This is a genomic window from Kangiella japonica, assembly GCF_039523535.1.
Classification (GTDB): Bacteria; Pseudomonadota; Gammaproteobacteria; order Enterobacterales; family Kangiellaceae; genus Kangiella; species Kangiella japonica.
On the sequence record NZ_BAAAFM010000003.1, the window covers coordinates 1,077,785 to 1,090,466 of the forward strand.

Sequence of the window (12,682 nt, forward strand, 5' to 3'; positions counted from 1 at the left end):
TGCTTCATAGGAATAGCTATGACCGTTGAGTCTATAGTGTTTTATACCTTTGCCACGCTGACAGTGATTGGTGCCTTAGGTGTGATTAGCATGAAAAATGCGGTACAAGCAGTGCTGTGCTTGGTGCTGACCTTCTTCTCGGCTGCAGCCTTGTGGATGCTGCTAGAAGCTGAGTTTTTAGCGGTTACCTTGGTGCTGGTTTATGTCGGTGCTGTAATGGTGTTATTCCTCTTTGTGGTGATGATGCTGGATGTGGATTACGCCAGTTTAAGGGCAGGGTTTAGTAAGTATTTACCGCTTGGGATTCTTACCGCATTAGCGTTATTCGGTGCCATTTACTGGGTAATTCGAAGCCAAGTGTTAGGCGATATCCCTGAGCCAGCTAAAAACAGCGCAGACTATAGCAATGTGACGGTTTTGGGCCGTTTACTATATACCGATTATTTTTATGCCTTCGAAATTGCTGGAGTAATATTATTGGTCGCAATTATAGCTGCAATCAGTTTAACCTTCCGCGGTCGTCGAGAGCGCAGAGGGCAAAGCGTACCGTTGCAGCATCGAACGACGCGAGAAGAGCGTTTGAAAATTGTGTCCATGGAGTTGGGGCGTCGCCAAGATGCGCACTTAAGACCTAAGAAAAAGTCGTCGAAGAAAAAGTCACCTAAGAAAGAAGCGTCTAAGAATAAACAAGACAAGGGTGATAAAGACGGGGAGAAAAGCTCATGAGTTTAACGCATTATTTAGTAGTTAGTGCCTTACTTTTTACCATCAGTGTGGTCGGCATTATCATTAATCGTAAAAACGTGATTACTTTATTAATGTGTATCGAGCTGATGTTGCTGGCTGTAAACACTAACTTTATTGCTTTTTCGCGTTACCTTAATGATGAAGTTGGCCAGATTTTTGTGTTCTTTATTTTAACAGTAGCAGCGGCAGAGGCGGCCATTGGTTTAGCGATATTAGTGGTGTTATTCCGCACCAATAAGAAAATTGATGTAGCTGAATTAAAGGAGTTAAAAGGCTAATGACGATTCAAGCTCAATTATTATTAGCTGTAATGGCGCCATTGATGGGCGCTATTATTGCTGGGTTTTTGGGCAAGAAGCTCGGTAAAGTCACGACTCACCGAATCACCATTATCGGTGTCTTTGTGTCATTTGTCATAGCTGTTAAATGGTTCTTCGTATTTCTATGGGGGGATGCGACGCCAGTAGACCTCACTATTTATGAGTGGGCCAGCTTCGGTGATGTCACAATCCAAATCGGATTTTTGTTGGATAGCTTGACGGCGATCATGATGTTAGTGGTGACCTTTGTCAGTCTAATGGTGCATATTTATTCGATAGGATATATGCACGATGATCAGGGGTATCAGCGATTCTTCAGTTATATTTCTCTGTTCACCTTCTCTATGCTGATGCTGGTCATGTCGAATAACTTCCTGCAACTGTTCTTCGGTTGGGAAGCAGTTGGCGTGGTTTCTTATTTGCTCATCGGATTTTGGTACCAAAAAGATTCAGCAATCTTCGCCAACATGAAAGCTTTTCTGGTTAATAGAGTTGGTGATTTTGGCTTTATATTAGGCATAGGCGCCATTTTCTTATTGTTTGGCACATTCGATTATGCGCCTATATTTACCACTATGAGTGTGACTGAAGAGTTGGTATCTCTAGGCGGTCAACCACAGGCTAATGCCTTGGCATTGATGGATTTGAATAAAACCTTTGCTGTGTGGGGTGATGTTGAGTGGGCAGCCTTGAGCTTTATCTGTATCTGCTTATTTATTGGCGCTATGGGTAAATCGGCACAGGTTCCTCTGCATATTTGGCTACCTGACTCGATGGAAGGCCCAACCCCGATTTCAGCTTTGATTCATGCCGCAACAATGGTGACTGCGGGTGTCTTTATGGTGGCGAGAATGTCGCCGCTATTCGAGTTTTCAGAAACTGCACTGGCCATGGTCACAGTGATCGGAGCAATTACCGCTTTATTTATGGGGTTAGTCGCTATCGTTCAGAACGATATTAAACGAATTATTGCTTACTCAACTTTATCGCAGCTCGGCTATATGGTGGTTGCATTAGGTGTCTCAGCGTATTCTGCAGCGATCTTCCACTTATTCACTCATGCATTCTTTAAAGCACTTCTGTTCCTTGGCGCCGGCTCGGTGATTGTTGCGCTGCATCATGAGCAGGATATTCGCAAAATGGGGGGGCTTTATAAAAAGTTACCCATAACCTATTGGTGTACATTAATAGGAACACTGGCGCTTATTGGAACGCCGTTTTTCTCGGGGTTCTACTCTAAAGATACGATTATTTCGGCGAGCGCCGAGGCAAGCGGTGGCTTTAGCAGCTTTGCCTATTTCGCCGTACTTACGGGCGTGATCGTCACGGCGATATACAGTATTAGGCTATTATTGTTGGTCTTCCATGGGAAAACTCGGATCGAAGAGAAGCAATACCAACAAATTCATGAGTCCCCAAGGGTTATTACCTGGCCATTGATAGCTTTAGCAGTACCGTCTTTGCTGGCGGGCTTTGTTTTTGGGAAAACGTTACTCTTTGGTTCCTTCTTCCGAGACTCGATTAGCGTTCTTGAACAGCACGATGTTTTAGGCGCGGTTGAAAGCCATTACACCAACGCGGTGAATTTTGCGCTACATGGCTTAACCAGTCCAGTATTCCTGATGCTGCTATTAGGGATCGTTACTGCAGTGGTTGTTTATGGTTGGGCGCCACGCTTTATTACTATGTGGGCTATATTCTTTAAGCCAATAAAAAAGCTGCTTGAGAAAAAGTACTTCTTTGATGAAATTAATGAAAAGATTATTGCCCGTAGTGGACGTTGGCTTGGGCAAGTTTTTTGGCGCTATGGTGACAAAGCCATTATCGACGAAGGCATCATTGATGGTGGCACCAATACGGTAAAAAGTATCGCCTCCAAGATCAGAAAAATACAAACTGGTTACTTATACCATTATGCTTTAATGATGGTCATAGGTTTAGTCGCTTTGCTCATGTGGCTACTGTTTAAGGGCTAGGGTTATGGTAATGGATAAAACAACATTATGTTAGAACAGTTACCCGTATTAAGCTTATTAATATGGCTACCGCTGTTGAGCGGGGTATTAGTGCTTTTGGGGCCTGGGGATAAATTATTAACTTGGACGCAACGATTTGCTATCGCCATTTCATTGGTGGTGCTGACGTTAAGTGTCTGGATTTTAATCGGCTTTAGTACAAGCACCACAGAATTTCAGTTTATTGAACGCGGCGAATGGATCCCCTCATTAAATATTTCATATGAGTTAGGTGTCGACGGGATTGCTTTACCGTTAGTTGTGCTGACTTGCTTAATCAATGTGCTAGTGTTGTGTGGCTCCACTGCTTCTATCAAGTTTCGTAAAACACAGTTCGTCGCTGCTACCTTATTGATGACCGGTTGCATGAACGGTGTCTTCTTAGCTCAAGACAGCATTTTATTTTATGTGTTTTGGGAATCCATGCTGATTCCCATGTTTTTGATGATCGGTATATGGGGTGGCCCTAATCGAATCTATGCGACCCTCAAGTTTTTCCTTTATACCTTCTTTGGCTCGATATTTATGCTGGTGGCGCTGATTTATATGGGGCGAGAAGCGGGTGACTTTTCGATTCAAGCTCTTCAGGAAATGCCACTTAGTGAAACCGAGCAAAAGTGGATATTCTGGGCTTTCTTGATCGCATTTGCAGTAAAAATTCCAATGTTCCCAGTGCATACGTGGTTGCCTGATGCGCACGTAGAAGCGCCAACGGGTGGTTCCGTAATACTAGCCGCTATTATGCTGAAGATGGGTGGCTATGGTTTCTTAAGGTTTAGCTTGCCGGTTACGCCGGATGCTAGTGATACCTATGCCATGATATTAATCGTTTTGTCCTTGATTGCGATTGTCTATATTGGCTTTGTGGCGATTGCACAAACAGACATGAAAAAGCTCATCGCCTATTCTTCTGTAGCCCACATGGGGTTTGTGACCTTAGGGACTTTTGTTATTGCAAAGCTTGCCAGCGCGGATGCTCAATCCATGGCCTTACAAGGTGCCATGGTGCAGATGGTGTCGCACGGATTAATATCGGGAGCGCTATTCTTTTCAATCGGTGTATTATATGACCGGCTACATACGCGCCAAATCAGTGATTTTGGTGGGGTCGTCAACAGTATGCCAATCTTCGCCACTCTATTGATGCTTTTCATCTTCGCCAACGCGGGCTTGCCAGGAACCTCAGGTTTTGTAGGAGAGTTCTTTGTCATTGTTTCGTCATTTCAGGCGGATTGGCGAATTGCCTTGTTTGCAGCCTTAACGCTAATCTTGGGAGCAGCCTACAGCTTATGGTTTTACAAAAGAGTTATCTTCGGCAAGGCAGCGAATGAAAAAATTGAGCGCTTAGAAGATGTCAATACAAGGGAGAAGTCGGTGTTAGTAGTGCTTGCTGTACTCATTATTGCTTTGGGCGTATACCCACAGTTCCTTATCGATATTATGCAGCCAAGTATTGAGCAGTTACTTGAGTTAAGCAGCGTTAGCAAGCTGGGAGGTTAATGGTGCCCTATAATTTAATGCATTTACTGCCTGAAATATTCTTGCTAACTGCAGGTTGTGTGATTTTATTGGTTGATGTGTTCTCGAAGGACCTTGACCGGAACCTAACCTACCGCTTAAGCCAACTAGCGTTATTAGCGACGGCGATTATTTGCATGGTGCAATTCCCAAGTGTGCAATATCACCTCTATGAACGTCACTTTATTCTCGATCCGATGGCTGGGATTATTAAAATAAGCGTCATCTTCCTAACCATGTTAGCGCTATTATTTGCGCGACCTTATATTTTACCGCGAAGGATTTTACGTGGTGAATATTACTTGCTGCACCTATTTGCGGTGCTCGGCATGATGGTGCTTGTAAGTGGCGGTAGCTTACTGACTCTGTATTTAGGCTTGGAGTTATTGTCGCTTTCGTTATATGCGTTAGTGGCAATGCAGCGTCACTCTTACCGAGCGGCAGAGGCTGCGGTTAAGTATTTCGTCATGGGCGCTATCGCTAGTGGCTTCTTACTATATGGTATGTCATTGGTTTATGGCGTTACTCAGCAGATACACCTTACCGACATTTCAAACTACATTGCGACCAACGATCCTAATTTAACGTTACGCTTTGGCCTAGTCTTTATCGTCGTTGCGATTGGGTTCAAATTTGGTGCTGTGCCGTTTCAAATGTGGGTACCGGATGTTTATGATGGCGCACCAACCTCAACTACCGCGTTTCTATCGTCAGCCCCCAAAGTAGCCGCGTTTGGTTTTATGGTGAGAATCTTTGCCTATGGTTTTATAGGGGCTCTTGTCGATTGGCAGGGTTTGTTAATCATTCTAGCCTGCTTATCAATGCTCATCGGTAATATCGTTGCGTTGGTACAGAACAACCTAAAACGACTACTGGCTTATTCCGCGATAGCGCATATGGGTTACTTCCTGTTAGGGGCTTTGACCGGTACAGCGGAAGGCTTCGCCGCATCATTCTTTTATATCCTAGCCTATTCAATTATGTCTCTTGGTGGCTTTGGTTGCTTAATATATTTAGGCAAAGGTGTCGAAGACGTTAAAAGTCTAGATCAACTAAAAGGTCTTGGTCGTTCTAATCCTTGGGGCGGTCTATTGATCAGCGTCTTGTTCTTATCAATGGCAGGGCTGCCTCCTTTTATAGGTTTTTGGGCAAAACTTGAAGTATTCCTTGCGGTATTAAATGCTGGCTTTGTGTGGCTAGCCGTGTTTGCCGCCGTCATGTCGATTATTGGACTCTTCTATTATCTCAAGGTAGTGAAGGTGATCTTCTTTGACGAGTCTGAAAAAGAGGACAAAATCGTGGCGGTACGGGGGCTGCGGCTTGGCTTAGGGATCACAAGTTTAAGTGTGGTTGCACTAGGATTATTCCCAGGAAAGTTAATGCAGTTATGCGCACAAGCGTTCGAATATTTGTAGCGATTAATATTTCTGTAATTTATTGTTATATGCCCCTTGTCAAAGTCATTTAAGTCAGTATAATGCGTTTCACGTTGAGGTAGGCAGTAAGAAAAACCTACAGCAACGAGGCTTATAAGCCGAACTTATTAGAACAACCAGAATCTAATAAGATACTCTTGAAATAGAGAACATGGATGCGGGGTGGAGCAGCCTGGTAGCTCGTCGGGCTCATAACCCGAAGGTCGTCAGTTCAAATCTGGCCCCCGCTACCAACTTCCTCAAAATGAGGGTGGTTTTGCGAATAAGCAAACCTGAAGTCAGCCCAGTAACATAAGTTGACTGACTTTCTATTATGAATATAATAATAAGGCCCCTTTATAGGGGCTTTATTGTTTGTAGCAAATTTAAGTGTGTTATAAACAGTGTGGGTCGTTGAAGTCTGTTTAGACAGATTGAAGCCCATCATAATAATGAATCTTGTGATTAGACCAATACAGGATTTGTCAGATAGATAAATGATGGGGCCGTATGGGCCTTTTTTTGTATATGGCATTTATGTAAAGCCAGACGAAAATAACGAATTGAGAGCGTAATGAGCAAGCAGTCACAACTGGAAAAAATTATTCGTCCAGCCGTCGAAGCCGCAGGTTTTGAATTTTGGGGCCTAGAATACCTATCGCAAGGTAAACACTCAATATTGAGGGTTTTTATCGAGCATGAGAATGGTATTGATGTGGATGATTGCGCTGAAGTGAGTCATCAGGTGAGTGGTGTTTTGGATGTAGAAGACCCGATTAGTGGTTTCTACAATTTAGAAATCTCATCACCAGGTATGGATAGACCTTTATTTACAGAGCAGCAGTTCGCGCAATACGTAGGCGAGACTGTTGAGTTGCGTTTGTCATTCCCATTGAATGGACGTCGCAAATTTAAAGGTACTATTGAACAAGTAAATAATGGCCAGATCGAGTTGTTGGTTGACGGTGAAGTTTATGACATTAGCGTCCAGCAGATTGAAAAAGCCCAATTAATCGCAAAGTATTAATCTAAAAGATTAGTCTCGGAAGGGTTAAGAAATAATAATCGCGAGTTTATTGAAGGTTGACACGTATGAGCAATAAAGAAATTTTGTTAGTGGTTGAGGCTGTTTCCAACGAAAAGGACGTCAAGCCAGAGGTTATTTTTGGTGCATTAGAGGCAGCTCTAGCGACAGCTACAAAGAAAAAGCGTGGCGTGGATATCGACGTGCGCGTTGACATCGATCGTGAAACAGGTGAGTACGATACTTATCGTCGTTGGACAGTTGTTGGTGATGAAGACGTTGAAGATCCATTAACGGAAACTACTTTATCTGCAGCACAAGTAGAAGACCCAGATGTACAGCTTGGTGACTTTGTAGAAGAGCAGATTGAATCGATTGAATTCGGTCGAATTGCAGCGCAAACGGCGAAGCAAGTTATCGTACAAAAAGTTCGTGAAGCTGAGCGTGCTAAAACTGTAGAAGCGTTCCGTGAGCGTGTCGGCGAGTTAGTCACTGGTGTTGTTAAAAAAATTACTCGTGATTACATTTTCCTTGATCTTGGAAATAATGCAGAAGCCGTTATTCAACGTGACGAAATGATGCCACGTGAAACTGTTCGTGCCGGCGACCGTGTGCGCGGATTGTTGTTTAATATCAATGACGAAAACCGTGGGCCACAGTTATTTGTGAGCCGTACTCGCCCTGAGATGTTGGAAGAGTTATTCCGCATCGAAGTGCCAGAAATTGGCGAACAAGTAATTGAAATTAAAGGCGCTGCTCGTGATCCTGGTTCGCGTGCAAAAGTTGCAGTTAAAACCAACGATAAGCGTATTGATCCAGTTGGCGCTTGTGTCGGTATGCGTGGTGCACGAGTACAGGCGGTTACTGGTGAGTTGAATGGCGAGCGAATCGATATTGTGTTGTACGATGACAACCCAGCTCAATTTGTCATTAATGCCATGGCTCCAGCGGAAGTGGTGTCGATTGTTGTTGATGAAGATTCACGCAGCATGGATATCGCCGTTGATGAAGACCAATTAGCACAGGCCATTGGACGTAATGGGCAAAACATCCGCCTCGCCAGTGAGTTGACTGGTTGGGAACTAAACGTGATGACTGAGGAAGAGTTCGCTAAAAAGAATCAGTCTGAAGAAGAGTCTATTATCAAATTATTCACCGACGAACTGGGTGTTGATGAAGACCTCGCAGGAATCTTAGCGCAAGAAGGTTTTACAACTTTAGAAGAAGTTGCTTACGTTCCACATTCGGAAATGCTTGAAATCGAAGGCTTCGATGAAGATTTAATTGATGCATTGAAATCTCGTGCAAAAGATATCTTATTGACGAAAGCAATTGCGACTGAAGAAAAGCTAGAAAAAAATGAGCCAGCGGAAGACTTATTAAATATGGATGGCATGGATCGTCACTTGGCTTTTGTTCTAGCAAGTCGCGGCGTGATTACTATGGAAGACTTGGCGGAACAGTCAGTAGATGATTTGACCGATATAGAAGAATTGAATGATGAGCGTGCTGCTCAATTAATTATGACCGCGCGTGCCCCTTGGTTTGAAGATCAGGTTGATGATCAGGAATAAGCCTAGGAGCAGGAATAGCATTAAGCGGGGAGACTAAATGTCAGATACAACAGTTAAAGAATTTGCCGAAACTCTAAATACTTCAGTGGATAAACTACTGGAGCAGTTAGATGCAGCCGGTTCAAAAGTTAAAAGTGCAGATGACACTATTACAGAAGATCAGAAGAAGTCGTTATTGACGTACTTGCAAAAATCTCATGGTGGTGATGAGGCTACAGGGCCTAAGAAAATTACTCTAAGTCGTACGAAAAAAAGTACGCTCAGTGTAACGTCATCTGAAGGTAAAAAGAAATCTGTACAGGTCGCTGTAAAGAAAAAGCGCACCTATGTAAAACGCTCAAACGAAGAGATTCAAAGACTTGCTGAGGAAGAAGAAGCTAAAGCAAGAGAAGCGGAAGAAGCGAAGCGTCAGGCTGAAGAAGCTGAGCGTAAAGCTAAAGAAGAAGCTGAGGCTGAAGCTAAACGTAAAGCAGAAGAGGCTGAGCGTAAGGCGAAAGAAGAAGCTGAAGCAGAAGCTAAGCGTAAAGAAAATCAGAAACGTAAGACAGAAGATAAGAGTCAGCCTGTTTCAGCCGAAAAAGCTGAAGATAAGGGTAAAGCGAAAAAAGAAGCTAAGCCTAAAGCCGCAGATGACGTTAAGAAGAAAATTGAAAAACAGCTTGAGGAAAAGCAAGAAACCGAAGAGAAAGTGGTAAAAGCTGATCCAAGCAAGCCTGCTAAGCCAATGTCAATTCGTGACTTCGAAGAGAAGACTGGCCCAGGCAAAAGTCGTCGAAAAAAGAAAAAAGGTAAGAAGAAAAGTAGCGATGCAGATTTAGTTGCTAACGCCTATGAAGAAAAATATAGACGTGGTGGAAATCAAAAGAAAAAAGTATATCAGGCTCCAGACAATATGAAAAAACACGGTTTCAAAAAGCCAACGGACACAATCATCCACAATGTGGAAATTCCAGAAGCGATTACCGTGGGTGAGCTCGCTAAAGCTATGGCTGTTAAAGCACCAGAGCTAATGAAAGCGATGATGAAAGTCGGCGTTATGGCCACTGTTAATCAGTCAATCGATCAAGAAACAGCGAGTTTAATTGTTGAAGAGATGGGCCATAAGCCAGTCTTGATTAATGAAAATGCGATGGAAGAGGCTGCTCTTTCTGACGCGATGACAGATGAAGGTGAGGGTAAACCGCGAGCACCTGTAGTAACCATTATGGGGCACGTTGACCATGGTAAAACGTCATTACTTGACTATATCCGTGCGAGTCATGTCGCAACTGGCGAAGCTGGTGGTATTACGCAGCATATTGGTGCCTATCACGTAGAAACTGATCGTGGCATGGTGACGTTCCTCGATACACCAGGACACGCAGCATTTACCTCGATGCGTGCACGTGGTGCTGAAGTAACGGATATCGTTATTTTAATTGTAGCGGCCGATGATGGTGTGATGCCACAGACGGTAGAGGCCGTACAGCACGCAAAAGCGGCGGGCGTGCCAATGATCGTTGCGGTCAACAAAATAGATAAACCAGAAGCTGATCCAGATCGTGTTAAAAACGAATTGTCACAGCACGACGTTATCCCTGAAGATTGGGGTGGTGATGTCCAGTTTGTCCACGTTTCTGCTAAATCGGGCGAAGGTATTGAAGACTTACTCGAGTCGATTTTATTACAAGCTGAAGTTCTTGAGCTAACCGCCGTTGATGAAGGCGCTGCCAAAGGTTTTGTTATCGAAGCGCGTCTTGATAAAGGGCGTGGTGCGATTGCTTCTGTCTTAGTACAGAAAGGCGAATTAAACAAAGGTGATATCCTGTTAGCAGGTCAATACTATGGCCGTGTCCGTGCTTTACTTGATGAGAATGGCCAACCGATTGACTCGGCAGGACCTTCTATTCCAGTAGAGGTTCTGGGGCTTTCAGGTGTGCCGGTTGCCGGTGATGAGGCAACGGTGGTTGCTGATGAAAGAACCGCGCGTGAAATTGCTGAGCGTCGCGAAATTAAGCAGCGTGAAGAGTTCCAAGCACGCCAGCAAAAAGCGAAGCTTGAGAACATGTTTGCTAATATGGGTAGTAGCGATGAACTGCAACAGCTTAACGTTATTATCAAAGCAGATGTACAAGGTTCATTAGAAGCATTGAGCAAGTCGTTAACTGACTTTGCAACTGAGGAAGTTGAAGTTAAAGTAATATCAAGCGGTGTTGGTGGTATTAAAGAAACTGACGTTTCGTTAGCCGCAGCTTCTAACGCGATTATTATTGGTTTTAACGTTCGAGCTGATGCTACTGCACGCAAAATTGCTGAGCGTGATGCTGTAGAAATTCGTTACTACAGTGTTATTTATGAAGCGATTGAAGAAGTGAAAGCTGCTCTAAGTGGTATGCTGTCGCCAGAGTCGCGTCAAGAAATCATAGGCTTAGCTGAAGTTCGTGACGTCTTTAAATCACCTAAACTTGGCGCAATTGCAGGTTGTATGGTGACTGAAGGTGTCGTTAAACGTAATAGCCCTATCCGCGTATTGCGTGATAATGTGGTTATTTATGAAGGAGAACTCGAATCACTGCGTCGCTTTAAAGATGATGTGCAGGAAGTTCGTAAAGATATGGAATGTGGTATTGGTGTGAAAAATTACAACGATGTTAAGCCTGGCGATCAGATCGAGGTCTTTGAAATTGTTGAAATTCAACGTAGCCTTTAATCCAACATTCGAATAACGAGAAACTAAATGTCACAAGCAAGAGCTAACCGAGTTGCCGATCAGATCCAGCGTGAGCTGGCTCAGGTCTTTCAACGCGAAATGAAGGACCCCCGTTTGGGTATAGCAACTGTTTCTGCAGTTGAGGTCACTAGCGATCTTCAAAACGCTAAAGTGTTTGTAACCTTTTTGGGCAAAGACGAGCAAGAAGAGATCGAGGAAGCATTAGAAGTTGTGCGTGGTGCTGCAGGTTTTCTACGTTCAAAGTTAGCAAAAGAAATGCGTATGCGTAGTGTTCCTTCACTACGCTTCTTTTTCGATAAGTCGATTCAAGAAGGTCAGCGTATGTCGAGCCTAATTGAGAAAGCTGTATCAGACGATCAGCAAAAATCGGCTAACAAGAAACAGTCTGATAAAGACGATCATTCCTAAGCGTTAACCGCTACCTTCGGAGTTACCATGGCAAGACGACGTAAACGCGGTCGCGATATTACGGGTATATTGTTACTCGATAAACCAACCGATATGACCTCTAACAAAGCTTTGCAACAGACAAAGTTTTTGTACTTTGCGCAAAAGGCAGGTCATACCGGTGCTTTAGATCCAATTGCGACGGGTGTTTTGCCGATCTGCTTTGGTGAGGCAACAAAGTTTTCACATTTTCTACTAAACGCGGATAAAAAGTACCGTGTTGTCGCTAAATTAGGGCAAAAGACGACAACTGCGGATAGAGAAGGTGAGGTTGTCGAAGAGAAGCCGGTTGATGTGAGCGAAGAGCAACTTGTCACGGTAGTGCAACAATTTAAAGGTACTATCAGCCAGGTTCCGTCGATGTACTCTGCCTTAAAGAAAGATGGAGTGCCACTGTATAAGCTGGCGCGCCAAGGTATTGAAGTTGAGCGGAAAGCACGCGAAGTGACTATTCACTCCATAGACATTCTGCGCCTAGAAAATGATGAGTTTGAGCTTGATGTACATTGCTCAAAGGGAACTTATATCAGAAATTTGGTCGAAGATATTGGAGACGAGCTAGGTTGTGGTGCTCATGTTCAAGAGTTACGTCGTACGGCGGTGAGCCATTTGCAACTGGAAGATTGCATCAGCCTAACGCAACTAGAAGCGATGAAGCAGGCAGACGAAAAGCTTGCAATGGACGAATTATTAGTACCATTGGAAAAAGCTTTGCATCATTTACCTGTTGTTGAGTTAAACGAAGATGAAACCTATTACATCTGCTTGGGGCAGTCGCTACAGATTGGTGAACTGCCAGAAGAAGATGAGTTTATTCTTAATGGGCCATCTGGCTTCTTAGGGATAGGCTTTATCGACGATGACGGCAAAGTTGCCCCGCGTCGATTGATAAAACAGAATAATTAGGAAACT

10 protein-coding genes and 1 tRNA gene are annotated in these 12,682 nt (G+C 43.8%); all 11 read left to right on the forward strand.

Annotated features, from left to right (window positions below):
* The first annotated feature begins 18 nt into the window (after positions 1 to 18).
* The gene (locus ABD128_RS08515) at positions 19 to 726 is read left to right on the forward strand and encodes an NADH-quinone oxidoreductase subunit J (protein ID WP_343989156.1); all 708 of its coding nucleotides are present in this window, start codon (positions 19 to 21) and stop codon (positions 724 to 726) included.
* Positions 723 to 1,025, forward strand: a complete 303-nt coding sequence (gene nuoK, locus ABD128_RS08520) for an NADH-quinone oxidoreductase subunit NuoK (RefSeq protein WP_343989158.1) — start codon at positions 723 to 725, stop codon at positions 1,023 to 1,025. The genes ABD128_RS08515 and nuoK overlap by 4 nt, the downstream gene beginning before the upstream one ends.
* A complete protein-coding gene (gene nuoL / locus ABD128_RS08525; protein WP_343989160.1) occupies positions 1,025 to 3,043 on the forward strand; it encodes an NADH-quinone oxidoreductase subunit L in 2,019 nt (672 codons plus the stop codon). Before nuoK ends, nuoL begins: the two co-directional genes overlap by 1 nt.
* A gap of 27 nt (positions 3,044 to 3,070) precedes the next feature.
* Positions 3,071 to 4,582: an NADH-quinone oxidoreductase subunit M gene (locus ABD128_RS08530; RefSeq protein WP_343989162.1), complete on the forward strand. Its 1,512-nt coding sequence runs from the start codon at positions 3,071 to 3,073 to the stop codon at positions 4,580 to 4,582.
* Positions 4,582 to 6,015, forward strand: a complete 1,434-nt coding sequence (gene nuoN / locus ABD128_RS08535; RefSeq protein WP_343989164.1) for an NADH-quinone oxidoreductase subunit NuoN — start codon at positions 4,582 to 4,584, stop codon at positions 6,013 to 6,015. The genes ABD128_RS08530 and nuoN overlap by 1 nt, the downstream gene beginning before the upstream one ends.
* A 177-nt stretch (positions 6,016 to 6,192) precedes the next feature.
* Positions 6,193 to 6,269, forward strand: a tRNA-Met gene (locus ABD128_RS08540).
* 320 nt (positions 6,270 to 6,589) lie between these two features.
* Positions 6,590 to 7,042, forward strand: coding sequence for a ribosome maturation factor RimP (rimP, locus tag ABD128_RS08545; protein WP_110200576.1), 453 nt, complete (start codon positions 6,590 to 6,592; stop codon positions 7,040 to 7,042).
* A gap of 65 nt (positions 7,043 to 7,107) precedes the next feature.
* A complete protein-coding gene (gene nusA / locus ABD128_RS08550) occupies positions 7,108 to 8,613 on the forward strand; it encodes a transcription termination factor NusA (protein WP_343989166.1) in 1,506 nt (501 codons plus the stop codon).
* A gap of 37 nt (positions 8,614 to 8,650) precedes the next feature.
* Positions 8,651 to 11,302: a translation initiation factor IF-2 gene (gene infB, locus ABD128_RS08555; protein ID WP_343989168.1), complete on the forward strand. Its 2,652-nt coding sequence runs from the start codon at positions 8,651 to 8,653 to the stop codon at positions 11,300 to 11,302.
* 27 nt (positions 11,303 to 11,329) lie between these two features.
* Positions 11,330 to 11,731 carry a 30S ribosome-binding factor RbfA gene (gene rbfA, locus ABD128_RS08560; protein WP_343989170.1) on the forward strand — a complete coding sequence of 134 codons (402 nt, stop codon included), beginning with the start codon at positions 11,330 to 11,332 and terminating at the stop codon, positions 11,729 to 11,731.
* A 27-nt stretch (positions 11,732 to 11,758) separates the two neighbouring features.
* Positions 11,759 to 12,676: a tRNA pseudouridine(55) synthase TruB gene (gene truB, locus ABD128_RS08565; RefSeq protein ID WP_343989172.1), complete on the forward strand. Its 918-nt coding sequence runs from the start codon at positions 11,759 to 11,761 to the stop codon at positions 12,674 to 12,676.
* Positions 12,677 to 12,682: the final 6 nt, after the last annotated feature.

What these genes read in the sequence shown, in the direction of transcription:
- ABD128_RS08515 (WP_343989156.1), top strand. Translation starts at nt 19, where the DNA reads ATGACCGTTGAGTCTATAGTGTTTTATACCTTTGCCACGCTGACAGTG.
- nuoK (WP_343989158.1), top strand. Translation starts at nt 723, where the DNA reads ATGAGTTTAACGCATTATTTAGTAGTTAGTGCCTTACTTTTTACCATC.
- nuoL (WP_343989160.1), top strand. Translation starts at nt 1,025, where the DNA reads ATGACGATTCAAGCTCAATTATTATTAGCTGTAATGGCGCCATTGATG.
- ABD128_RS08530 (WP_343989162.1), top strand. Translation starts at nt 3,071, where the DNA reads ATGTTAGAACAGTTACCCGTATTAAGCTTATTAATATGGCTACCGCTG.
- nuoN (WP_343989164.1), top strand. Translation starts at nt 4,582, where the DNA reads ATGGTGCCCTATAATTTAATGCATTTACTGCCTGAAATATTCTTGCTA.
- rimP (WP_110200576.1), top strand. Translation starts at nt 6,590, where the DNA reads ATGAGCAAGCAGTCACAACTGGAAAAAATTATTCGTCCAGCCGTCGAA.
- nusA (WP_343989166.1), top strand. Translation starts at nt 7,108, where the DNA reads ATGAGCAATAAAGAAATTTTGTTAGTGGTTGAGGCTGTTTCCAACGAA.
- infB (WP_343989168.1), top strand. Translation starts at nt 8,651, where the DNA reads ATGTCAGATACAACAGTTAAAGAATTTGCCGAAACTCTAAATACTTCA.
- rbfA (WP_343989170.1), top strand. Translation starts at nt 11,330, where the DNA reads ATGTCACAAGCAAGAGCTAACCGAGTTGCCGATCAGATCCAGCGTGAG.
- truB (WP_343989172.1), top strand. Translation starts at nt 11,759, where the DNA reads ATGGCAAGACGACGTAAACGCGGTCGCGATATTACGGGTATATTGTTA.